Annotated in this window: 21 protein-coding genes and 1 tRNA gene; 14 read left to right on the plus strand and 8 right to left on the minus strand. The window is 75.8% G+C overall.

What is annotated here, in order from left to right:
* The first annotated feature begins 326 nt into the window (after positions 1–326).
* The 4 genes from K1J50_RS01900 (at position 327) to K1J50_RS01915 (ending at position 4,143) form a co-directional block, all read left to right on the plus strand.
* Positions 327–1,958 carry an AMP-binding protein gene (locus K1J50_RS01900; RefSeq protein WP_220115743.1) on the plus strand — a complete coding sequence of 544 codons (1,632 nt, stop codon included), beginning with the start codon at positions 327–329 and terminating at the stop codon, positions 1,956–1,958.
* A gap of 66 nt (positions 1,959–2,024) precedes the next feature.
* Positions 2,025–2,648, plus strand: coding sequence for a DUF1194 domain-containing protein (locus K1J50_RS01905; RefSeq protein WP_220115744.1), 624 nt, complete (start codon positions 2,025–2,027; stop codon positions 2,646–2,648).
* 54 nt (positions 2,649–2,702) lie between these two features.
* Positions 2,703–3,818, plus strand: a complete 1,116-nt coding sequence (locus K1J50_RS01910; RefSeq protein WP_220115745.1) for a 2-aminoethylphosphonate--pyruvate transaminase — start codon at positions 2,703–2,705, stop codon at positions 3,816–3,818.
* Between the two features lie 118 nt (positions 3,819–3,936).
* Positions 3,937–4,143: a dodecin family protein gene (locus K1J50_RS01915; RefSeq protein WP_220115746.1), complete on the plus strand. Its 207-nt coding sequence runs from the start codon at positions 3,937–3,939 to the stop codon at positions 4,141–4,143.
* A gap of 240 nt (positions 4,144–4,383) precedes the next feature.
* Here the strand turns inward: K1J50_RS01915 and K1J50_RS01920 are convergent, their stop codons facing one another.
* Complete coding sequence (locus tag K1J50_RS01920) at positions 4,384–5,109, minus strand: dioxygenase family protein (RefSeq protein WP_220115747.1); 726 nt, start codon at positions 5,107–5,109, stop codon at positions 4,384–4,386.
* A gap of 326 nt (positions 5,110–5,435) precedes the next feature.
* Between K1J50_RS01920 and ligD the strand changes: the two genes are divergently transcribed.
* Positions 5,436–6,296, plus strand: coding sequence for a non-homologous end-joining DNA ligase (gene ligD / locus K1J50_RS01925; protein ID WP_220115748.1), 861 nt, complete (start codon positions 5,436–5,438; stop codon positions 6,294–6,296).
* A gap of 14 nt (positions 6,297–6,310) precedes the next feature.
* Here the strand turns inward: ligD and K1J50_RS01930 are convergent, their stop codons facing one another.
* Together K1J50_RS01930 and K1J50_RS01935 are read right to left on the minus strand one after the other, a co-directional pair.
* Complete coding sequence (locus K1J50_RS01930; protein ID WP_220115749.1) at positions 6,311–7,816, minus strand: ATP-binding protein; 1,506 nt, start codon at positions 7,814–7,816, stop codon at positions 6,311–6,313.
* A gap of 646 nt (positions 7,817–8,462) precedes the next feature.
* Positions 8,463–8,538 (minus strand) — tRNA-Ala (locus tag K1J50_RS01935).
* Positions 8,539–8,762: 224 nt separating this feature from the next.
* On the opposite strand from K1J50_RS01935, the gene K1J50_RS01940 reads away from it, so the two are divergent.
* The 5 genes from K1J50_RS01940 to K1J50_RS01960 all read left to right on the plus strand — a co-directional run bounded on the left by K1J50_RS01940 (position 8,763) and on the right by K1J50_RS01960 (position 12,509).
* Positions 8,763–9,074 carry a YggT family protein gene (locus K1J50_RS01940; RefSeq protein WP_255574834.1) on the plus strand — a complete coding sequence of 104 codons (312 nt, stop codon included), beginning with the start codon at positions 8,763–8,765 and terminating at the stop codon, positions 9,072–9,074.
* A gap of 2 nt (positions 9,075–9,076) precedes the next feature.
* A complete protein-coding gene (locus K1J50_RS01945) occupies positions 9,077–9,385 on the plus strand; it encodes a DUF167 domain-containing protein (protein ID WP_220115750.1) in 309 nt (102 codons plus the stop codon).
* Positions 9,382–10,275, plus strand: coding sequence for a bifunctional 5,10-methylenetetrahydrofolate dehydrogenase/5,10-methenyltetrahydrofolate cyclohydrolase (locus K1J50_RS01950; RefSeq protein WP_220115751.1), 894 nt, complete (start codon positions 9,382–9,384; stop codon positions 10,273–10,275). The genes K1J50_RS01945 and K1J50_RS01950 overlap by 4 nt, the downstream gene beginning before the upstream one ends.
* 91 nt (positions 10,276–10,366) lie before the next feature.
* Positions 10,367–11,305 carry a DMT family transporter gene (locus tag K1J50_RS01955; RefSeq protein ID WP_369413501.1) on the plus strand — a complete coding sequence of 313 codons (939 nt, stop codon included), beginning with the start codon at positions 10,367–10,369 and terminating at the stop codon, positions 11,303–11,305.
* 88 nt (positions 11,306–11,393) lie between these two features.
* A complete protein-coding gene (locus K1J50_RS01960) occupies positions 11,394–12,509 on the plus strand; it encodes a DSD1 family PLP-dependent enzyme (protein ID WP_220115753.1) in 1,116 nt (371 codons plus the stop codon).
* 25 nt (positions 12,510–12,534) lie between these two features.
* On the opposite strand, the gene K1J50_RS01965 is transcribed toward K1J50_RS01960, so the two are convergent.
* Together K1J50_RS01965 and K1J50_RS01970 are read right to left on the minus strand one after the other, a co-directional pair.
* Positions 12,535–13,878, minus strand: coding sequence for a glutamate--cysteine ligase (locus K1J50_RS01965; protein ID WP_220115754.1), 1,344 nt, complete (start codon positions 13,876–13,878; stop codon positions 12,535–12,537).
* A 79-nt stretch (positions 13,879–13,957) separates the two neighbouring features.
* The gene (locus K1J50_RS01970; protein ID WP_220115755.1) at positions 13,958–14,698 is read right to left on the minus strand and encodes a 16S rRNA (uracil(1498)-N(3))-methyltransferase; all 741 of its coding nucleotides are present in this window, start codon (positions 14,696–14,698) and stop codon (positions 13,958–13,960) included.
* Between K1J50_RS01970 and ubiA the strand changes: the two genes are divergently transcribed.
* Positions 14,697–15,629: a 4-hydroxybenzoate octaprenyltransferase gene (gene ubiA / locus K1J50_RS01975; RefSeq protein ID WP_220115756.1), complete on the plus strand. Its 933-nt coding sequence runs from the start codon at positions 14,697–14,699 to the stop codon at positions 15,627–15,629. The two genes, K1J50_RS01970 and ubiA, sit on opposite strands and share 2 nt — an antisense overlap.
* Positions 15,626–16,282 (plus strand): class I SAM-dependent methyltransferase, encoded by a 657-nt coding sequence (locus tag K1J50_RS01980; protein ID WP_220115757.1) that lies wholly within the window; start codon positions 15,626–15,628, stop codon positions 16,280–16,282. The genes ubiA and K1J50_RS01980 overlap by 4 nt, the downstream gene beginning before the upstream one ends.
* Before the next feature lie 325 nt (positions 16,283–16,607).
* Here the strand turns inward: K1J50_RS01980 and K1J50_RS01985 are convergent, their stop codons facing one another.
* Positions 16,608–17,357, minus strand: a complete 750-nt coding sequence (locus tag K1J50_RS01985; RefSeq protein ID WP_220115758.1) for an SDR family NAD(P)-dependent oxidoreductase — start codon at positions 17,355–17,357, stop codon at positions 16,608–16,610.
* Positions 17,358–17,433: 76 nt separating this feature from the next.
* On the opposite strand from K1J50_RS01985, the gene K1J50_RS01990 reads away from it, so the two are divergent.
* The gene (locus K1J50_RS01990) at positions 17,434–18,417 is read left to right on the plus strand and encodes a cyclase family protein (protein ID WP_220115759.1); all 984 of its coding nucleotides are present in this window, start codon (positions 17,434–17,436) and stop codon (positions 18,415–18,417) included.
* Positions 18,418–18,516: 99 nt separating this feature from the next.
* A complete protein-coding gene (locus K1J50_RS01995) occupies positions 18,517–19,527 on the plus strand; it encodes a C-terminal binding protein (RefSeq protein ID WP_369413502.1) in 1,011 nt (336 codons plus the stop codon).
* Between the two features lie 15 nt (positions 19,528–19,542).
* Here the strand turns inward: K1J50_RS01995 and K1J50_RS02000 are convergent, their stop codons facing one another.
* Complete coding sequence (locus K1J50_RS02000) at positions 19,543–21,498, minus strand: PAS domain-containing protein (RefSeq protein WP_220115760.1); 1,956 nt, start codon at positions 21,496–21,498, stop codon at positions 19,543–19,545.
* 124 nt (positions 21,499–21,622) lie between these two features.
* Positions 21,623–22,423, minus strand: coding sequence for a response regulator (locus K1J50_RS02005; RefSeq protein ID WP_220115761.1), 801 nt, complete (start codon positions 22,421–22,423; stop codon positions 21,623–21,625).
* Between the last annotated feature and the right edge of the window lie 89 nt (positions 22,424–22,512).

Here is a 22,512-nt window from a genome sequence, read left to right on the forward strand (position 1 = left end):
ATGCTTCAATCGCCTCAAGCATTTCCGCCGCATCGCCACACGCTTCGACAAGCTCGCACGCAACTACCTCTCCACCGTCGCCCTCGCCGCCATCCGGCTGTGGACACGGTTTGAGTCCAGGACCTAGGGGAAGCCGCTTGGCACCGCTGACCCGATCCGGACCGGCGACGCCGACGGCGCGCCGGACGAGATCGAGGAATTCCTCACCGGCGCGCGCCCCGCCGCGCGACCGGCGGCGTGGCGCCGTCGCGCCCCCGCATGGCCGGGCGGGCGGACCCGGGCTAGGCTCCGCCCGCCCGAGGCATGACGGACGGCGAAGCGGACCCATGAGCGAGATCACGGACGGAACGACGATCGGCGCGGTCTTCGCCCGCGCCGTGTCGGCCCATGGCGACCGGCCCTTCCTCGCGGTGCCGCCGAACGAGGCCCGCGCCTACCTGCCCGCCGGCGCCGAGATCACCTACGGCGAAGCCGGACGGCGCGTCGCGGAGCTGGCGGCCGCCTACCGCGAGGCGGGCTACGGCCCCGGCCATCGCGTCGCGACGCTGCTCGAGAACCATCCCGACCACGTGCTGCACAAGCTTGCGCTCAACAGCCTCGGCGTGTGCTGCGTGCCGATCAATCCCGACTACCGCCCGGGCGAGGCCGCCTACCTGATCGCGCACAGCGAGCCCGAGCTGATCGTCGCGCTGGCGGCGCGCGAGCGGCAGGCGCGGGAGGCCCTGGCGCAGAGCGCCCACCGGCCGCCGGTCGTCGTCGCGGAGGCGTTTCCCGCCGGACTCCCGAAGCCGGCGCGGCCCGCGGACGGTGCGGAACCCGGGCCGGAGACGCCGGCCAGCATCCTCTACACCTCCGGCACCACGGGGCGGCCGAAGGGCTGCGTCCTCTCGCACGGCTACGAGGTCGCCTCCGGAGCGCGCTACGCCTCGCTCGGCGGCCTCGCCGCGCTGCGTCCCGGCGAGGAGCGCATCTACAACCCGCTCCCGCTCTACCATGTGAACGCCGGCGTCCTGTCGCTGCTGGGCGCCGTCCTGACCGGCAACTGCCAGATCCAGCCCGACCGCTTCCACCCCCGGCGCTTCTGGCACGAGGTCGCGGCGACGCGGGCGACGATCGTGCACTACCTCGGCGTCATCGCCGCCATGCTGATGGCCCAGCCGCCCGGCGCGGAGGAGCGGCGGCACGGGGTGCGCCTCGGCATCGGCGCCGGGATCGAGCCGCAGCTCCATCGCGCCTTCGAGGAGCGCTTCGGCTTCCCCATGGTCGAGGTCTGGGGCATGACCGAGATGGTCCGCGTCCTCGCCGACAGCACGGAGCCGCGCCAGGTCGGCACGCGCGCCTTCGGGCGCGCCTTCCCCGGCCTCGAGGTCCGCGTCGTGGACGAGGAGGACCGCGACGTGCCGGAGGGCCAGCCCGGCGAGATGCTGATCCGCCACTCGGCGGCGACGCCGCGCCGCGGCTTCTTCTCGGGCTACCTGAAGGACGAGGCGGCGACCGAGGCGGCCTGGCGCGGCGGCTGGTTCCACACCGGCGACGTGGTCTGGCGCGGGCGCGACGGCATGCTCCACTTCGTGGACCGCCGGAAGAACATCATCCGGCGCTCGGGCGAGAACATCGCCGCGGCGGAGGTGGAGGCCGTGCTGCTGACCCACCCCGACGTGCTGCAGGCGGCGGTGATGGCGGTCAAGGACGAGCTGCGCGAGGAGGAGGTGCTGGCCTGCGTCGTCCTCCGGCGTCTCGCGCCGGATCCCGCGGCCGCCGCGGAGTCGCTGTTCCGCCACTGCCGCGAGCGCCTCGCCTACTACAAGGCGCCGGGCTGGATCCACATCGTGGAGAGCCTGCCGACCACGGCGACGCAGAAGATCCAGAAGCACACGATCTATCCGGCCGGCGTGGACCCGCGCTACCTCCCCGGCGTGGCGGACCTGCGCGCGCTGAAGAGGCGCGATGCGTCGTGACGCGGCCGCGGGCCGCGCGGCGCCGGGCCGTGGCGCGCCGCTGCCGCATGCCCTATCTCGGCTGCCGTGCAGCCCGTGGACCTCGCCCTCGCTCTCGCGGTGGATGCCTCCGCCTCCGTGGACTACGACGAGTTCGGGCTGATGCTCGGCGGCTACGCCGCGGCGTTCCGCGATCCCGGCGTCGTCGCCGCCTGCACCGCCGGGCCGCGCGGCGCGGTGGCGGTGGCGATGCTGCTCTGGTCCGGGATCGGCGCGCAGGAGGTCGTGGTGCCCTGGACCCGCGTGGCGGACGCGGCGGCGGCCGCCGCGCTCGCCGAGGCGATCGGGACCGCGCCGCGCCTGGTCCGTCCCGGCGCGACCGCGCTGGGGGAGGGCATGGCCGCGGGCCTCGCCCTGCTCGGCCGCTGCCCCGCCGAGGCGCGGCGGCTGGTGCTCGACGTCTCGGGCGACGGGCGGCACAACCAGGGCCGCGCGCCCGGGCCGGTGCGCGACCTCGGCGCCGCCGCCGGCGTGACGATCAACGCGCTCGCGGTGCTGAACGAGGAGGGGCCCGAGCTGCTGGAGCACTACCGCGCCGAGGTCATCGGCGGCCCCGGTGCCTTCGTCATGCACTGCCCCGACTACCCCGCCTTCGCCGAGGCGATCCGCGAGAAGCTGTGGCGCGAGATCGGCGGGGTTCCCGTCGCCTGAGCGGCGTGCCATCACGCCCGCCTCCGCCCTTGCCCCGGACCGCGCCGCCGACCGATGCTCCTGCTCATTCCCGGCCCCGTGCAGACCCGCCCCGAGGTGCGCGCCGCCATGGCGGCGGACATCGCCCCGTGGGACGACGATCACAGGGCGGAGCACGCGGGGCTGCGCGCGCGCCTGCTGGCGATCGCCGGCGGCGCCCCGGGCGGGCACGCGGTGCTGCCGGTGACGGGCTCCGGCCACGCCGCGGTCGAGGCGTGCCTGCGCACCTTCGTCCCCGCCGGCGGCAAGGTGCTGATCCCGCTGAACGGCGCCTATGCGCACCGCATGGCGCGGCTGGCGCGCGAGGCGGGCCGCGTGGTGGCGGGGCTCGAGGTGCCGGACACGCGCCCGGTGCGGGCCGAGGAGGTCGCCGCCGCGCTCGCCGCCGACCCGGCGATCGGCCATGTCGGCATGGTGTACAGCGAGACCGGCAGCGGCATCGTCAACGATCCGGAGGCGATCGGCGCCGTGGTCCGCGCGGCGGGGAGACGGCTGATCCTCGACGCCGTCTCGGCCTTCGGCGCGCTGCCCTTCCGGATGGCGGCGCACCCGGAGTGCGACGCGCTCGCCTTCACCACCGGCAAGTGCCTGGAGGGGATGCCCGGCATCGGCATCGCCGTCGCCCGCACCGACCGGCTCCTCGCCTGCGCGGGCCAGGCGGGGTCCTGGGTGCTCGACCTCGCCGCGATCCACGAGCACGCCGTGCACAACGGCCCGGGCAGCCACCGCTTCACCCCGGCGGTGCAGGTGTTCCGCGCCCTCGGCGTCGCGCTCGACCTCTACGAGCGGGAAGGCGGCCAGCCCGCGCGCCTCGCGCGCTACGCGGAGAATGCGCGGGTGCTCTATGAGGGCGTGCGCGCCCTCGGCCTGACGCCGTATCTGGAGCGGCGCCACCAGGGGCCGGTCGTCGTCACCGTGCGCCAGCCGGCCGACCCGGCCTTCACCCTGCCGGGCTTCGTCGCGGCGCTGAAGGCGCGCGGCGTGCTGATCAGCAACTTCTTCACCACCGCCGCGCCGACCTTCCGCGTGGGATGCATCGGCGCGGTCGCGCCGGAGGACATGCGGGCGGCGGTCAGGGCGATGGGCGAGGCCCTGGACTCGCTGGGGGTGCGGCGCCGCGCGCCGGCGTGAGCGCGCGGGCGCATCGTTCGCGATCCCCATCGGACCGGCGCGGGCGCCCCGCGTGCAACCGGCCGCCGCGCCTGCCGTTCCGGCGAACGCCCGTCATGGGCGCTTCACGGAGGACGCCATGGCAGTCGTGAAGGTCATCGAGCTGCTCGCGGAATCGGAGGAGAGCTGGGAGGACGCGGCGCGCAAGGCGGTCGCCGAGGCGGCCAAGAGCGTGCGGGGAATCCGCTCGGTGTGGCTGAAGGAGATGCAGGCGACGGTGGAGAACGAACAGGTCAAGGCCTTCCGCGTCAACGCGAAGATCTCCTTCGTCGTCGAGCGGACCTGAGGTCGGGGCGGGCGGCGTCGCGCGCCCCGCCCGTGCCGGTGCCGCCCGGCCGCAGGCCTTGCGTCTTCGACAGGGGCGGGCGCGGCGCATCCCGGCCGCGGGCCGATGGCACGTCCCGGGGGCGACTCCGCGCCGCGGGGCCCTGCCACCGGCGGGAGGCGCGGTCGAGGGACGCGGAGCCGCGCGCTCGCCGGGGCGCAACCCGCTGGCGCCCGCCGGCGGCGACGGCGCGACGCTCCGCTATCCGATCACGATGTCGCGCATCGCGAGCAGCGCCCCGGGCTCGATGCGGTCGGCCGCCACCGGGCGCAGCAGCAGCGCCTCGCGCGCTTCCGGATCGCGCAGGCGCAGGAACAGCGCGTCGCGCTCGTTCGCGGGCTCGTCCGCGAGGTAAAGCTGCGTCACCAGGGAAGGCGCCGCGCCGGGCTGCAGGGCGGCAGGAGGGCGGTGCGGCGGCACCGCGACGGCGAGGTGGATGTGCGGCGTGCGCCCCGGATAGGGCACCGGGCGGATGGTGCGGAAGGCGAAGCTGCCGTCGGCTCCCGCCACCGCGCGGCCGCGGCCCTGGAAGCCGGGGTCGCGGCCGTCCCGCCGGTCCCGAGGGTGGCGGTAGCGGCCGTTGGCGTCGCATTGCCAGATCTCGATCATCGCTCCCGGCATCGGCGCGCCGCGCGTGTCCAGGACCCGCCCGCGCAGGTGCATCACCGTGCCCTGGGCGCGCGCCGCTTCGCCCGCGAGCCGGACGAGATCGGCATCCACGTCGCCGGACCAGTCGAGGGGATAGAAGGGCCCGGCCGGTTGCGGCGGCGTCGGCGCCGCAAGCCGGCGCGGGGGCGCCTGGCCCCAGGCCGGCGCGACGCGGAGCGGGACGGCAAGGCCGAGGCGCGCGAGCCCCGGAAGGGCGCCAGCGCCAAGGGTCAGGCTGCGCCGGCCGGGCAGGGAGGGCGTGGGCGGCAGGCGGCGCATGGCGGGACCTCGCGCTCGGGGGACAGGTCCGCTCATCTGGTTTGTCCTGGCGCGCCGTGCGAGGCGCCTCCCGCGACTTCGCGGGTGCGGCGCCGTGTCGTGCGGGGCGCGAGGCGCGCCACGGAGATGCCGCTGCCCCCCGGCGGCCCGGCCGCGCTTTCGCGGGCGCCCGCGGCCGGCCAGGCAACCCTCGGCGGCGGGTGGCGCTTTGCGGGAGGACGCGCGCGGTCGGGATGACGGCCACTCGCGATGACAATGCCCCCCGCCGCCGCCCGCCGCCGGGGCGCGGCGCCACTCCCCGTCGGGCCGCCGCCGCGGTGGCGGGCGTGGCGCTGAGCAACCCGGACCGGATGCTCTGGCCCGAGGCGGGCGTCACCAAGCGCGCTCTCGCCGGATACCTGGCGGGCGCCGCGCCGCACCTGCTGCCGTACCTCGACGGACGTCCCCTGGTGCTGCTGCGCGCGCCGGCGGGTCTGCACGGCCCGCGCTTTTTCCAGCGCCATCCCGGCGGGGGCCTCGGCCCCGCGGTCCGGCGGATCGCGCTGCCCGGAGAGCCGAAGCCGCTGATCGGCGTGGATTCCGTGCAGGGGCTGGTCGCGCTCGCCCAGGCCGGAACGCTCGAGATCCATCCCTGGGGCGCGCGGATCGAGGACATCGAGCGGCCCGACCGCCTCGTCCTCGACCTCGACCCGGCCGAGGACCTGCCCTTCGCGGCGGTGGTGCGCGCCGCGCGGGAACTGCGCGAGCGGCTGGAGGCGCAGGGCCTCGCCGCCTTCTGCAAGACCAGCGGCGGCAAGGGCCTGCACCTCGTCGTGCCGCTGCAGCCGCGGGCCGCCTGGCCCGAGGTCCGGGCCTTCGCGCAGGGCATGTGCGAGGCGATGGAGCGGGCGGCCCCCGAACGCTTCACCACTGCCGTCGCACGGCAGGCGCGGAGCGGGCGGACCTTCCTGGACTACCTGCGCAACGACCGCGGCGCGACGGCGGTGGCGCCCTGGTCGCCGCGCGCGCGGCCGGGGGCGCCGGTGTCCATGCCGCTCGCCTGGAGCGAGGTGACGGAAGGGACGCTCGATCCGCGGGCCTTCACCCTGGCCACGGCGCCGGCGCGGCTGGCGGGCCCGGCCGCCTGGCCCGGCTTCGCCGAGGCGGCGCGGCCGCTGCCGGCCGCGCCGGCCGCCGCGGGAGGCTGAGGCGCGCCCGCCGCTCAGTCGCCGACGTTCGCGATGCGGAGGCCGGGGTTCCGGCGCGTCGCCTCGGCGCGGGTTGCGGCGACGCCGTAGCCCGGGCTGTCCTTCGTGTAGAGGTTGCCGATCGCGAAGGCGAGGGTTTCCGGGGTGAACTGCGGCGGGACGCCGCGGAACTTGCACAGGGCGACCACCTGCCGCGCGATGAATTCGGGCTGGTAGGAGGCGAGCGCGAAGTCGTTGCGCTCGGTCAGCTCGGCGAGGACGTGGCTGATGACCTCCTCGGTCGCCTCGAGCCCGTGCCGGCGCGCCGCGGCGCGGAAGATCTCGGCGTACTCCGCCCGCGACGGCGCCCCGACCTCGACCTTGTAGGGAAGGCGGCGCAGGAAGGCGGGGTCCATCAGCTGGCTCGGCGGCATGTTGGTCGAGAAGATCACCAGCTGGTCGAAGGGGATGGCGAAGCTCTTGCCGGTGTGCAGCTTGAGGTAGTCCACGCGGCTTTCGAGCGGCACGATCCAGCGGTTCAGCAGCGTATCCGGCGCGACGATCTGGCGGCCGAAATCGTCGATCAGGAAGGTGCCGTTGAGCGCCTTCACGTGCAGCGGCGCCTCGTAGAACTTGGCGAGCGGGTTGAAGCGCAGATCGAGCATCTCGAGCGTCAGCTCGCCGCCGGTGACGACGAAGGGGCGGCGGCAGGGCACCCAGCGGCGGTCGAAGCCCGAGGCGCGGATGCTGCCGGCGTTCTGGCCCTCGTCGTAGGGCACCTCCTTGTGGATGTCGGGATCGAACACCCGCACGATCTGGCCGCCGACCTCGAAGCAGTAGGGGATGAAGATCATGCTGTTGAAGATCGCGCCGATCCGCTCGGCGATCGAGGTCTTGCCGTTGCCCGCCGGGCCGTAGAGCAGCAGGGGCCGGCCGGAGTTGATCGCCGGGCCGACCTTGTTGATGAGATCGTCGGAGACGACGAGATCGCCGAGCGCACGCGCCACGGCCTCCGGCGGCACGCGCTCGTCGCCGATCGCCTGGCGCTGGATGCGGGCCACATAGTCGGAGAGCGGAACCGGGGCGGGGCCGACATAGCTGTTCTGCTCGAAGGCCTGCTGCGCCCACTCCCGCCCGCGCGCCGAGAGGCCGTAGCGCGGATGGGCGCCGGTGAGGGTCTTCACCACGCCGAGCGCCTCGATCAGCTTGGCGGCGTTCGCCTCCTCGAGCAGCTGCTGCACCACCCGCTGCGACAGCTTCAGCACTTCGGCGAGCTTGGCGGCGGTGTCCACCGAGCCGCCGTGCATCGCCTTGGTCATCAGGTTGAGGAGGTCGTTCAGGCCGAGCCCGGTCTCCTCGATCGAGAGCGGGGCGGCGGGGACGGCGTGCAGCACGCGGAGCAGGTCGCGCTCCGTGATCTTGCCCATGGCGACCAGGATGTCGCCCAGGCGCCCCCCCTGCAGGCGCTGCCGGTGGAGGGCCTCGGCGACGTCCTGCGCGGTGGCGAGGCCGTTCGCGACCAGCAATTCGCCAAGAAGCATCCATCCCTCCGGGTCACGGCGCGGCGCTTCGCTCGCGTGCAGGCAACCCCGCGGTGCGCGCCTGGGGAACAGAACAACCCGGACGCGCCATTTCGGTGGCTCAAATATATCGGCCCTTCACCGAAATCACAAGCTTGTGAAGCCGGGCGCGGGCGTCCGGCCGATGGCCGGGGGTGGAATCAGCCGCGCCGCCGGCCGGCGCGCGATGTCCGGCATCCCGCGCTGATGCGCCGCCGGTTCCGGCGCGACCATCGGCTATCGGGAGGGAGGCGATCTCGCTGCGCCTTGCCATGCCCGGCCGCGCCGGGCGATGGGGATCGGGAAGGGACGCCACGACCGGCGAAAGTGCCCGAAGCCTGCTGCGCGCCGATCAGGCACGGATCGGGGCGCCGCCCCGGACCGCAAGCGCGCGGCGCGGCGGGGGCGGCCGGCCGGGCGCGCCCGCGTCCCCTCTTGCGAAGGCGGGAGGGCAAGCGGGACGCGCGAAGCGCGGCGGCGGCCGCGGGCCGGGATGGCGAGCGGGAGAAAGAAACGACGACGAGGGAGGGTGGCGTCGCGGGTCGGGACGCCGCCGGCGCCGCCAGGTGGCCCGGATCGTGTCGCAGGGGCCGTGGTCGGACGCCAGGGCGTTGCTCAGCCGGGCCGGTGGTGGAGCTGAGGGGAGTCGAACCCCTGACCTCCTCATTGCGAACGAGGCGCTCTCCCAACTGAGCTACAGCCCCGCGCCACCTCCGGTCGGCCGGGAGCACGGCGGTCGCCGGCCCCACGGCGGCGCGGTCTATGTCGCGCCGGACGGGCGAAGTCAAGGCACCTTCCGCCGCCCGCGCCGGCGTCTCGCCGTCGCGTGCGCCGCGGCCGCCCCGCGCTTGCCGCGCGGCCGCCGGGCCACTAGCTTGCGGCGATCCGCCCGCCCGACCCGCAAACCGCCTGACGCGACTCTCGCCCGATGATCCTGGACGCCGTGTTCTTCCTCCTGCAGGCGGCCTTGGACCTGTTCTGGTGGGCGGTCGTCGTCGCCGTCATCGTGCAGCTCCTGGTCCAGTTCGGCGTGCTGGACACCCGCAACCGCTTCGTCTGGGCGGTGGCGGACTTCCTCTACCGCATCACCGAGCCGGCCTTTCGCCGCGTCCGGCGCTGGCTGCCCGATCTCGGGGCGGTGGACCTCTCCCCGCTCGTCGTGCTGCTGCTGATCACCGCGGCGGGCATCCTGCTGAACGCGGTGCGGCGATACATGATCCTCGGCGGCCTCTACTTCTGACCATGGCGAGCTGGTGGCGCGCCGAGCCCGACGGTCTGACGCTCCGCGTGCGGGTCCAGCCGCGCGCGCGCCACGCCGGGCTGCGCGGCGTGCAGCCCTCGGCGGACGGCCCGCGCCTCGGCCTCGCCGTGACCGAGCCGCCGGAGGACGGCCGCGCCAACCGCGCTGCCTGCGCCATCCTCGCCGCGGCGCTCGGCGTCGCCCCCTCGGCAGTGAGCGTGGCGCAGGGGGTGTCGGCGCGCGAGAAGACGCTGCGCGTGGCCGGCGATCCGCAGGCGCTCGCCGCGCGGCTGCGGGAGTTCGCGCCATGAGCGGCACGGCCCCCGGGGCGCCGGCGGCGCCCGCGGCAGGCGGCGGGGCGCGCGTCATCGACGGCAAGGCGGTCGCCGCCGCGCTGCGCGCAGAGATCGCCCGCCGCGTCGCGGCGCTGCCCTTCCGCCCCGCCCTGCGCGTGATCCGGGTCGGCGAGGACCCGGCCAGCGTCGTCTATGTCCGCACCAAGGACCGCGCCGCCCTCGCCGCCGGTCTGGACAGCGCCACCATCGTCCTGCCCGCCGATGCGTCCGAGGCGGAGCTGCTCGAGACCATCGCCCGGCTGAACGCCGATCCGGCGGTGGACGGCATCCTGGTCCAGCTCCCGCTGCCGCCGCAGATCCGGCCCACCGTCGTCATCGAGGCGATCGATCCGGCGAAGGACGTGGACGGCTTCCATCCGCTCAATGCCGGCCGCCTCGCGGCCGGGCGCACCGACGGGCTGATCCCCTGCACGCCCAAGGGGGTGATGCACCTGCTGCGGCATGCCGGCGTGCCGCTCGCCGGCGCCCGCGCCGTGGTGCTCGGGCGCTCGCAGATCGTCGGACGGCCGATGGCGCAGCTCCTGCTCGCCGCCGACTGCACCGTGACCGTCGCCCACAGCCGCACGCGCGACCTGCCGGCCGAGTGCCGGCGCGCGGAGATCCTCGTGGCCGCGGTCGGCCGGGCCGAGATGGTGCGCGGCGACTGGATCGCGCCGGGAGCGGCGGTGATCGACGTCGGCATGAACCGCCTGCCGGACGGGCGCCTCACCGGCGACGTCGCCTTCGCCGAGGCGCGCCAGGTGGCCGGCTGGATCACGCCGGCGCCGGGCGGCGTCGGGCCGATGACCGTCGCCTGCCTGCTCGAGAACACGCTGGAGGCGGCGCTGGCGCGGCGCGGCCGCTGAGCCCCGGGCAGCGCGCCATGGCGAGGACCGCCCGCGGTGGCGCCGGTGCGGCGCGCGCCGGCCGCAGGGGCCGGAGAAGGCGGCTGCGCCGGTGAGGGGCGCCGCGGCCCCTCGGGCCGGCGCGGCGGCGTCACGCCGCGGCTCCGGAGCCGGCGGCCTCGCGCTCGGCGGGTTGTTCGTCCTGCTCTGGGCCTCGGCCTTCACCGCGGCGCGGGTGGCGGTGGCGGAGTGGCCGCCGCTCTGGGCGCTGGCGATCCGCTTCCTCGCCGTGCTGCCCCTGCTGCTGCCGGTGGTGGTGCTGCGCCAGCGGCGCGGCGCGGGGCCGCGCTGGCCGGGGCGGGGCGACCGCGGGCGGCTCGCGCTGATGGGGCTGTTCGGCACCGCGGGCTACCTGGCCGCGGCCTGGATGGCCTCGGCGCGCATTCCCTCCGGGCTGGTGGCGCTGCTCTGCGCCACCGCGCCGCTCTTCGTCGCCGCCGGGGAGGTGCTGGTGCTGCGCCGCCGCCTGGCGGGGGCGGCATGGACGGGCCTCGGGCTCGGCTGGGCCGGGGTGGCGGTGCTCGGTCTCGGCCGCGCCGGGGGCTTCGGCGGGGCGGAACTCTCCGGGATCGCGCTGGCGCTGGCGGGGGCGCTGAGCCAGGCCGTCGGCATCCTGGCCTTCGCCCCGGCCCGGGGCCGGATCGACCCCTGGGCCGCCAATCTCGGCCAGGCCGCGGTGTCGGCTCTGGCCCTGCTGCTCGGCGCGCTGGCGCTGGAAGGCGCGCCGCCCGCCGCGGCCGGAGCCGCCACCGCGGCCGCCATGGCCTGGAGCGTGCTCGGCGTCGGCGTGGCGGGCTATGCGCTCTACTTCGTCATGCTGCGCCGCCTGCCGCCGAGCACCGCGGCGGCGCTGCAACTTCTCGCGCCGCCGCTTGCCGCGGTGCTGGGCTGGGCGCTGCTCGGCGAGGTCCTCGGCTGGACCGACCTGGCGGGGGGCGCGATCACGCTCGCGGGGCTGGCGCTGCTGCTGCGCGCCGCCGGACGCGGCTGATCCGGCCTCGCGCCTTCAACGCCCGGCGGCGCGCGGCTAGGCTGCCCCGGCCCGCGCGCCGCCAGGGCGCCGAAGGAGACCCGACGCCATGCTGCAGCCGCCGCCCGCCGAACCCGGCATGCGCGAGGAGGAGGTGGACACTCCCGCGCTGCTGCTCGACCTCGACGCCTTCGAGCACAACCTGGACCTGATGGCGCGGCTGCTGGAGCCGACCGGGGCGAAGCTGCGCGCCCACGCCAAGACGCACAAGTCGCCGGTGATCGCGCTGCGGCAGATGGCGCGCGGCGCGGTCGGGCAGTGCACGCAGAAGGTCGCCGAGGCCGAGGCGCTCGCCTGGGGCGGCGTGCCCGACATCCTGGTGAGCAACGAGGTGGTGGGGGCGCGCAAGCTCGCCCGCCTCGCCGCGCTGGCGCGGATCGCCAAGGTGGCGCTCTGCGTGGACGACCCGGCGCAGGTCGCGGCGGCCGAGGCGGCGGCGGCGGATGCCGGCATCCGCCTCTCCGTGCTGGTCGAGATCGACGTCGGCACCGGCCGCTGCGGCGTGGCGCCGGGACCGGAGGCGGTGGCGCTCGCCGAGCGGATCGCGGCGAGCCGGCACCTGGTCTTCGGCGGGCTGCAGGCCTACCACGGCAGCGCGCAGCACATGCGCACGCCCGCGCAGCGCCGGGCCGCGATCGCCGCTGCGGCGGACGGGGCGCGCCGCACCGTCGAGCAGCTCCGCCAGCGCGGGCTGGAGTGCCCGATCGTCGGCGGCGGCGGCACCGGCACCTTCGCGCTCGAGGCCGGCAGCGGCGTCTATACCGAGATCCAGGCCGGCTCCTACTGCTTCATGGACGCCGACTACGCGCGCAACGAGGAGGCGCCGCCCTTCCGCCAGGCGCTGTTCGTCCTCGCCACGGTGATGAGTGCGGCGCGGCCCGGCGTGGCGGTGGTGGACGCCGGGCACAAGGCGGTGCCGACCGATTCCGGCATGCCGCTGGTCTGGGGCCGCGACCCCGACGTGCGCTACGTCCGGGCGAGCGACGAGCACGGCAACCTCGCCGTCGCGCCGGAGACGCGCGACCCGCCGCGGCTCGGCGAGAAGCTGCGCCTCGTGCCCGGGCACTGCGACCCGACGGTGGACCGCTACGACTGGTATGTCGGCGTGCGCGCCGGCCGCGTGGAGTGCCTGTGGCCGGTGGCGGCGCGCGGGGCGATGGCGTAGGGCCGGTCGCGGACGGCCGGCCCCGTCACAGCTCGGCCTCCTCGAACACGCGGCGCACGTCGCCGCGCCAGGCGCCCCGGTAGCGCGCGAGCCAGCGGTCGGCGCGCGTCAGCCCGCTCGCCACGATCTCGTCGAGCGGCGCGAGGTAGAGGTCCTCGCCGAGGCCGCGCGCCTTCAGGCCGTCGCGCGCGATCGCCACCGCGTCGCGGGCGACCTCGCGCACGCTGCGGCCGCGGATAGTGGCGTGCAGCGCCTCGCGCGGCACGGCGGCGCGCAGCGCGCGGATCTCCTCCACGGTCCAGCCGCGCACCAGGGCGGCGGCCGCCTTGCGCGCGGCGCCGTCGTAGAGCAGCCCGACCCAGAAGGCCGGCAGCGCCACCAGCATCGCCGGATCGCCCGCGTCCGCCCCGCGCATCTCGATGTAGCGCTTGAGGCGGACGTCGGTGAACACCGTGGTCACGTGGTCGGCGAAGTCGCCCATGGTGGCGCGCTCCCCGGGCAGCACGTCCAGGCGCCCCTCCATGAAAACGCGGAAGCTCGCCCCCGCGGCGTCCAGCCACTTGCCCTCGCGCATCACGAAGTACATCGGCACGTCGAGCACGTACTGCGCGAAGCGCTCGAAGCCGAAGCCGTCCTCGAACACCACCGCGGGGACGCCGGTGCGGTCGGGGTCGGTGTCGGTCCAGACCTGGGCGCGGTAGGAGCGGAACCCGTTGGGCCGGCCCTCGGTGAAGGGGGAGTTGGCGAACAGCGCCGTCGCCACCGGCTGCAGGGCGAGGCTGATCCGCATCTTCTCGACCATGTCGGCCTCGGAGCCGTAGTCGAGGTTGACCTGCACCGTGCAGGTGCGGGTCATCATGTCGAGGCCGAGATTGCCGACCTTCGGCATGTAGGCGCGCATGATCGCGTAGCGGCCCTTGGGCATCCAGGGCATCGCCTCGCGCGTCGCCAGCGGGTGGAAGCCGAGCGCGATGAAGCCGATGCCGAGCGGCCCGGCCACCTCGTGCACCTCGCGCAGGTGGGTGCCGAGTTCGACCCGCGTCGCGTGCAGGTCCGCCACCGCGTCGCCCGAAAGCTCGAGCTGGCCCGCGGGCTCGAGGCTGACCGAGGCGCCGCCGCGCCGGAGGCCGATCAGGTTGCCGTTGTCGAGGATCGGCGTCCAGCCCTTCGCGGCCAGCCCCTCGAGCAGCGCGCGGATGCCGTCCGGCGCGTAGGGCGGCGCGGCCAGGGTGTCGCGCCGGAAGCCGAATTTCTCGTGCTCCGTGCCGATGCGCCACTCCGATTGCGGCTTGGAGCCCTTCTCGAACCATTCGGCAAGCTGCCGCGCCGACTCGATCGGGGTGAGATCCGCCTCTCCCGGATTCGACATCAAGCCCTTCCAAAGCGCGCGGCTGGCCGGCGTGCGGGCGCGTCACCCGAGCGGCAGCGGCGGGTTGTGAAGCGGTGGCTTATATGGTCCCCGTCCAGTCCCCCGCCAGCGCCTGCAGCGCCGCGAGGCCGGCGACCACCGCCGTCTCGGCCCGCAGGATGCGCGGGCCGAGGGCGACCGTCGAAACAAAGGGGCGGCGGCGCAGATCGTCAAGCTCCGCGCTCTCGAAGCCGCCCTCCGGACCGACCAGCCAGCCGAAGGGCGGCCGCAGCCCGATGCCGGCCACGACGCGCGCGAGCGGCGGCGAGGCGCGCCGTTCGTCGCCGGCGAGCAGGGGCACCGCCGGGTCCCACCCGTCCAGCACGGCGTGCAGCGGCGCGGGATCGGCGAGGCGCGGCACCGTCAGGCGGCCGCACTGCTCCGCCGCCTCGCGCGCGATGGCGGCGAGGCGCGAGGTGTTGACGCGGCCGGCGACGGTGCGGCGGGTGAACACGGGCTGGATCAGCGCGGCGCCGAGCTCGGTCGCCTTCTCGGCGATCCAGTCCATCGCGTCGCGCTTGATCGCGGCGACCAGCAGGCGGATGTCGGGCTCCGGCGCCGCGGGACGGAGCTGGCGCTCCACCACGAAGGCGGCCCGGTCCTTGCGCAGCGCGGCGATGCGCGCGGCCCACTCGCCGTCGCGGCCGTTGAACAGGCGGACCGGATCGCCCACGGCGCGGCGCAGCACCGTGCCGAGGTAGTGGGCCTGGCCGGGGGCGGCGGCGAGTTCCGCGCCGGCTCCGAGCGGCGCGTCGAGATGGAGGCGAGGTGGGGTGGACATGGCGGCTCCGGCGGCGACATTACTCCGCCCCGTGCGAGGCTTCACCGACATCCGCGCCGAGGGCTGGGTCGCGCGCCTGCCGCCCGCCTGGCGGCCCTACGCGCTGCTCGCCCGCTTCGACCGGCCGATCGGCGCCTGGCTGCTGTTCCTGCCCGGGCTCTGGGCGATCTGCCTGGCGGCGCCGGGCTGGGCGGAGGGGGTGCGGCTGACGCTGCTCTTCGCCCTCGGCGCGCTGGTCATGCGCGGCGCGGGCTGCGTGGTGAACGACCTGTGGGACCGCGACCTCGACCGGCGCGTGGCGCGCACGGCGGGGCGTCCGCTCGCCTCCGGCGCAGTGACGCCGCGGCAGGCGCTGGCGTTCCTCGCCGCGCTCTCGGCGGTGGGGCTCCTGGTCCTGCTGCAGCTCAACGCGGCGGCGATCGCGCTCGGCGTGCTCTCGCTCGTGCCGGTCGCGCTCTATCCGCTGGCCAAGCGCGTGACCGACTTCCCGCAATTGGTGCTCGGCCTCACCTTCGGCTGGGGCGCGCCGCTCGGCCATGCGGCCGTGACGGGCGGCGTGGACGCGGTGACGGCGGCGCTCTACGCGGCCGCGATCGCCTGGATCCTCGGCTACGACACGATCTACGCCCACCAGGACCGCGAGGACGACGCCCTGGTCGGCATCCGCTCGACCGCGCTCCGCTTCGGCGAGCGCACGCGGCCCTTCCTTGCCGCCTGCTACGCGGCGACGGTCGCGCTGCTCGCGCTCGCCGGCTGGCTCGCCGGGCTCGGCTGGCCGTTCTTCGCGGCGCTGGCGCTGCCGGCGGCGCTGCTGGCGCGGCAGGTGGCCGTGCTCGACATCCGCGACCCGGCGCACTGCCTGCGGCTGTTCAAGGCGAACCGCGAGGTCGGGCTTGCGGTCGCGCTCGCCATCCTGCTGGGGCGCGCGTGACGGACGCGGCCGAGGCCTTCATCCGCGCCCACACCGCCGTCGCGCGCGCGCCGCTCGTGCCGGAGATCGCGCTCCATCTTGCGACCGAGGTCACGCCGATCTGGCAGGCGACGGAGGCGTGGCTGTCCCAGGCGAACGTCGCGCCGCCCTTCTGGGCCTTCGCCTGGCCCGGCGGGCAGGCGCTGGCGCGGCTGCTGCTCGACGAGCCGGCGCGCGTCGCGGGCAGGCGCGTGCTCGACTTCGCCGCGGGCTGCGGCATCGGCGCGATCGCCGCCGCCCGCGCCGGGGCGGCGCGGGTCGAGGCCGCGGAGATAGATCCCCTCGCCGCCGCGGCGGTCCGCCTCAACGCGGCGCTGAACGGCGTCGCGGTCGCGGTGGTGGCGGCGGACCTGGTCGGCGCCGCCTGCCGCTGGGACACGGTGCTCGCCGGCGACGTCTGCTACGAGGCGCCGATGACGCGCCGCATCCTGCCCTGGCTGCGCGGCCTCGCCGCCGCCGGGGCGGAGGTGCTGCTCGCCGATCCGGGCCGCGCCTACCTGCCGCGCGAGGGGCTGGCGCCTCTCGCCCGCTACGCCGTGCCGACGACGCGCGAGCTCGAGGACCGCGAGGAGCGCGCGGTCACGGTCCATCGCCTGCTGCCCGCCGGCGCGTGAGGGCGAGGAGCGCGCCGGCCTGGACGGCCGGGCGGCAGGGAAGGGCAGGCCGCCATGCGCCTCGCCGCCGCGCGGGCGTTCGCGTCGCGGCAGGACAGCCACGGCAGCGCCGGGCGCTGCCGGGGCGGCGCGGAGCGCCACGGCGAGCGGGTCAGCCGCTCCGACGCGGCGCTGCGACGCCCAGGGGCGGCAAGCCGGCAGCACGGAACGGGGCCTCGGCGGCGGGCGGCGCCCCGTGCCGCTCCCCGGTGCCGGCGCCGCGCTCGCGCGGACCGACGCCGCCGCCAAGCGGGCCCGCGCCGGACCGGCCCGGCGGGCGCGCCGGTCAGATCACGATCCCGCCGTCCACGTGCAGCATCTGTCCGGTGATGTAGCCCGCGGCGGGCGAGGCGAGGAAGGCGACGGCGTGCGCCACCTCCTCCGGCGTGCCGAGGCGGCGCAGCGGGATGCGCGCGAGCGTCGCCTGCCACTGCGCCTCGCTCAGCGCGGCGTGCGCGCCCGGGTCCTTGCGCGTGTAGCCGGGGACCACGGCGTTCACCGTGACCTCCGGCGCCCACTCGATCGCGAGCGCCTTCACCAGCGCCTCCACCGCCGCCTTCGCCGCCGCCGAGGCGGGGAAGGTCGGGGTGTCGCTGCGGAAGAGGTGGGCGACGAAGGAGGAGACGGCGATGAGGCGGGGATCGCGCCCCGCCGCGAGGTGCGGCCGCGCGGCCCGGGCGAGGCGCAGGAAGGCCCAGGCGATGGCGTCCTGGCTGCGGGCGAAGTCGGCGTCCGTCAGGCGCTCGACCGGGGTGCGGTCGGCGAAGCCGGCGTTGGAGACCAGCACGTCCAGCCCGCCGAGCGCCTCGGCCGCCTCCTCCACCAGCCGCGCCGGCGCCGCCGCCTCGGCGAGGTCGGCGAGCAGCACCACCGCCCGCGCGCCGCGCTCGCGCACCGCCGCCGCCGTGCGCTCGGCGCCCGCGCGGTTGGCGCGGGTGTGGACGGCGATGGCGGCCCCGGGGGCGGCGAGGGCCCGGCACGTCGCGGCGCCGATGCCGCTGGCGGCGCCGGTCACGAGGATTTTGCGTTGCAACATGATTCATCCGCCTCGCGGAATGCGCCATCATGGGACGGCGACGCTGCTCGCCACAACCGCACAAGGGAGGGACGCGATGAAGACGCTTTCGCGCCGCGGCCTGTTCGGCGCGGCCTGCCTGGCCTGCGGCGGGGCGCATCTCGGCCTGCGCGCGACCCCGGCGCAGGCGCAGGCGGGCTGGTCCCCGCCGCCGTCGAGCCAGCGCTGCCCCTCGCGCTTCGGGCCGCAGGACCGGCGCGGTTACATGAACCTGCTCGACAACGAGAAGCGCCAGGCCGCGGCACGCCTCATCCGCCAGGGGACCGTGATCGAGCTCGGCCGGAAACTGGAGCCGACCATGCCGTTCTTCGGCACGCGGCGCTTCGACATGCACCTCAAGCGCACCTTCATGAACCCGCAGCCGAACCGCCGCGGCTCGAACGAGGAGATCGTCATCACCGAGATCGGGCAGGTCGGCACGCAGCTCGACGCCTTCCCGCACCAGACCATCGGCGAGGAGGTGTACAACTGCGTCAAGTACGAGGACATCGCGACGCGCAGCGGGTTCCGCGAGATGGGCGTGGACGGCGTCGGCACGGTCTTCACCCGCGGCGTGCTGATCGACGTCGCCGGGCTGAAGGGCCAGCGCACGCTGCCGATGGGCTACGAGATCACGGTGGACGACCTGCAGCAGGCGCTCTCGCGCCAGAACACCCGGATCGAGCGCGCCGACGCGGTGGTCATCAACACCGGCTGGGGCCACCTCTGGGGCACCGACAACGCGCAGTACGTCCGCGGCTGCCCGGGGATCGGCATCGCCGCGGCCGAGTGGATCATCCGCCAGGAGCCGGTGCTGATCGGCTCCGACAACTGGCCGGTCGAGGTGGCGCCGAACCCGGACCCCAACGCCAGCCTGCCGGTGCACCAGATCGCGCTGGTCGTGCACGGCGTGCATCTCCTCGAGAACATGAAGCTCGACGAGCTGGCCGAGCGGCGGATCTACGAGTTCTGCTTCATCATGCAGCCACTCAAGATCGTCGGCGGCACCGGCTCGACCGTCGCGCCGAGCGCGATGATCTGAGCCGCCGGAACCGGGGCCCGCGCCGGGCGGGCCCCGGCTTGCGCCGCCGCCGCGCCGCCCGCATCCTCCGGCGCCGCTTCGCCTTGGGGGGATTCGCGCGTGACGCTGACGGTGCTCGAGCCCGAGGGGCTTTATCCCGACACATTGCTGGAGCAGGAGGTGATGGGCTCCGGGGTCCGCATCCTCCGCGGCAACGCGCGCGCGAGCCTCGCCGAGCTGCCCGACTCCCTCTGCGCCGAGGCGGACGGGCTGATGACGCTGCGCCTCGCCGTGCCTGGCGAGCAGCTCGCCCGCTTCCCGCGCCTCAGGGTCGTGGTGCGCATGGGGGTGGGCTACGACCGCGTGGACCGCGCCGCCTGCGCCGCGCGCGGCATCACCGTCTGCAACGTGCCGGACTACGGCACGCAGGAGGTGGCGGAGTTCGCGGTCCTGCTGGCGGTGGCGCTGCGCCGCGGCCTCGCGCTCTACCACGACGGCCAGCGCGCCGAGCCGCCCGCGCCCTGGGGCGTGACGCCCTCGCCGCTGGTGCGCCGGCTGGAGGGGCAGACCTTCGGCATCCTCGGCCTCGGCCGCATCGGCACCGCGGCGGCGCTGCGCGCGAAGGCGATGGGCTTCCGCGTGGTGTTCTTCGACCCCCATCTGCCCAACGGCGCCGACCGCGCGATCGGCGTCCGGCGCGCGCGCACGCTGGAGGAGCTGCTCGCCCAGTCCGACGTGTTCTCGATCCACACGCCGCTGACGCGCGCCACGCGCGGCCTGATCGGCGAGCGCGAGCTGCGCCTGCTGCCGCGCGGCGCGGTGGTGGTGAACACGGCGCGCGGGCCGATCCTCGACCTCGACGCGCTGGAGCGGGCCCTGCGCGACGGCCACCTCGCCGGCGCCGGGCTCGACGTGCTGCCGGAGGAGCCGCCGCGCGAGCCGCTGCCCTCGCTGCTCCGCGCCTACCGGGCGCGCGAGCCCTGGCTCCTCGGCCGCCTCATCGTCACCCCGCACATCGCCTTCCACACGCCGGAGGCGTGGGAGGACATCCGCCGCAAGAGCGCCGAGACCATGCGCGACGTGCTGGTGGAGGGGAAGCGGACGAACGTGATCCCGCCCGAGGCGGAGTGAGCGGGTGGCCCGCGGCTATCGCTCCGCGGCCGTCTCCTGGAGCCTGCGGCCCTCCGCAGCCGGCGGCCCGGGAGGCACCGGCAGGCTGAGCACGAAGGTGGCCCCGCCGCCCGGCGTCTCCTCCGCCCGCATGGCGCCGCCATGGGTGCCGGCCACGGCGCGGCAGAGCGCGAGGCCGACCCCGGTTCCCACCCCGTCCGGCTTGGTGGTGAAGAACGGGCCGAAGATCCGTTCGCGCAATTCCGGCGGGATGCCGGGGCCGCTGTCGGCGACCCGCAGCTCGACCGTGCCGCCCGCCCGCCGGGCGGAGATCGCCAGCCGGCGCGGCCGCCCCGCCGCGGCCGCGCCGTCGCCCCCGGCGCCGAGCCCTTCGAGCGCGTGCTGGGCATTGGCCACCAGGTTCGCCACCACATGCGCGATCTGGTCGGGATCGCCGCGCAGCTTCGGCAGGCCGTCCGGCAGGTCGAGCTCGAGCGCGATCCCCGCCGCGCGCAGCCCGTAGCCCGCGAGGTCGAGCCCGGACCGCACCGCGTCCGCCAGGTCGAAGACCTCGCGCCGCTGCGCGCGGCGCCGCGCGCTCGCCATCAGGCTGGCGACGATCCGGCCGCAGCGCTGCGCCGCCTCGCGCACCGCCTCGGCGCGCGCGGCGAGCGGCGTGCCCTCCGCCTCCTCGGCGAGCAGCAGCGCCTGGGCGGCGACGACGGCGAGCGGGTTGTTGATCTCGTGCGCGACGCCGGCGAGGAGCGAGGCGGTGGTGGAGAGCTGCTCGGCCCGGCGCAGCGCGTCGCGCTGGGCGCGGCGGGCGCGCTCGGCCTCGTGCCGCGCGGTGATGTCGGTGTAGGTGGAGACGATGCAGCCGTCGGGCAGCCGCCGGCGACGGATCTCCAGACACACCCCGTCGGAACGCAGGTCCTCCTCGACCGAATCGGTCGCGCCGAGGATGCGCGCGACGCGCTCGGCGACGAGCGTCCCGGCATCGGCGTCGCGCCGGTCGTGCGCGGAACGGATCCCGCGCGCGAGGCGGTCGCGCACGAACGCCGCGATCGGGGTGCCGGGGCGGCCGAGCTCGGCCGGGAAGCCGAACAGGTCGAGGAAGCCCTTGTTGCACAGGATCAGCCGGCCTTCGGGATCCATGATGCTCACCCCGTCGCCGATGCTCGAGAGGATCGTCTCGAGCTGGGCCGTGCGGCGGGCGAGGTCCTCCTCGCGGGCCTTCAGCTCGGTGAGATCGCGCATGAACACGGCGAAGCCCTCGATGCTGCCGTCGTCGGCGCGCTTCGGGGCGAAGACCCAGCTGACGTATTTCCGCCCGTTCCTGCGGTAGTCGATCCAGCCCTCCTCCTTCACCGTCTCGCCGGCGAGGGCGCGGAGGGCGAGCGGGTCGAGCCGGCGCTTCACCTCGGGCCCGACCAGCTCGCCGGTGGTCCGGCCGATGATGGCCTCCGGCTTCCGGCCGGCGAACGCGCTGAATTCGCGGTTGACGAAGCGGTAGCGGAAGTCGCGGCCGATCAGGCAGATGCGCGCGGGGATGGCATCCAGGATCTCCTCGAGCTGGCGGCCGCGCCGCTCGAGCTCCTCCTGTCGCCGCATCGCCTCCGTGAGGTCGCTGGTGATGACCATGTAGGCGGTGATCGCCCCGCGCGGCCCGAGCACCGGCGCGTAGATCCGGTCCACGTAGCGCCGCCGCGGCGGGGCCGCGGGGTCGTCGTGGTTGACGTATTCGATCCAGCCCTGCCAGCGGTGCGTCTCGCCCGCCAGCGCGCGGCGGCCGAGCGGCGCGATGCGCCGCGCCGTGGCGCGGCCGAGCATGTCGGCGACCGTCGTGCCGAGGATCTCCTCGCGCCGCAGGCCGAGGAAGGCGCACATCTCGGCGTTGACGTAGATGTGCCGGCGGCGGCGATCCATCACCGCGATGCGCACCGGGGCGGCGTCGAGCACCGCGGCGAGAGTGGCGGGGTCGAGCCGCGGCATCGGCTGCGCCGTGCCGCTCCTCGCCCGCTTCCCCGGCGGCGCCGGGGCGCAGCACGGGCCTGTGCGCCGCGGCGCACCGCGCGCAGGCTTCCCCGCCTGCGCGCCGGCCGGGGGGGCGCGGGGATCAGTGTTCCGCCGCCGGGTCGAAGACATAGCCGGCTCCCCGCACGGTCCTGATAACGCTGGGCTGGTCCGGGATGGTCTCGATCTTGCGCCGGATCCGCGCGATGCGGACGTCGATGGAGCGGTCGAAGTGCTCCTCGCCGCGCGGGTGCGCGAGCTCGAGCAGCGTCTCGCGGCTCAGCACGCGGCCGGGCCGTTCGGCGAAGGCGCGCAGCAGGGCGAACTCGCTCGGCCCCAGCGGGATCTCGTTGCCGTCGGCGCCGATCAGGCGGCGCGCGTCGAGGTCGAGCTGCGTGCGGCCCATGCGGACGCGGCGCGTCGGCGCGGGCTGCGGCGTCGCCGCGCCGGGGGCGGCCTGTGTCCGCGCCGTGCCGCCCGCCGGTGCGGAGGCCGCTGCCGCCGCCTGCTGCCCCGCGAGGCGCGCCGCCTCGCGGCGACGCAGCACGGCGCGCAGCCGGGCCAGCAGCTCGCGCAGATCGGCCGGCTTCGCCACGTAGTCGTCGGCCCCGACCTCCAGCCCGACGACGCGGTCCACCACGTCGCCGGCCGCCGTCAGCATGACGATGCCGATGTCGCCGAACTCGCCGGCGCGCAGCGAACGCGCGATGGAGAGCCCGTCCTCGCCGGGCATGGCGATGTCGAGCAGGACGAGGTCCGCCGGGCGCTCGCGGAGCGCCGCGCGCAACTGCTGCCCGTTCCCGGCGCACCGCACGGCGAAGCCGTGGCGGGTGAGGTACTCGCCGACGGCATCGCGCAGGGCCCGTTCGTCGTCCACGACGACGATCTCCGGCTGGTCCGCCATTCTGTTTCCTCCGCCCTGTCGTTCCCGGCCTGGCGCTCCGCCCAGGGGCGGACCCGGCGGGCGAAACAGAAGAAACAATTCGCGAAACC

This window comes from Caldovatus aquaticus (genome assembly GCF_019458025.1).
In the GTDB taxonomy this organism is placed as follows: domain Bacteria; phylum Pseudomonadota; class Alphaproteobacteria; order Acetobacterales; family Acetobacteraceae; genus Caldovatus; species Caldovatus aquaticus.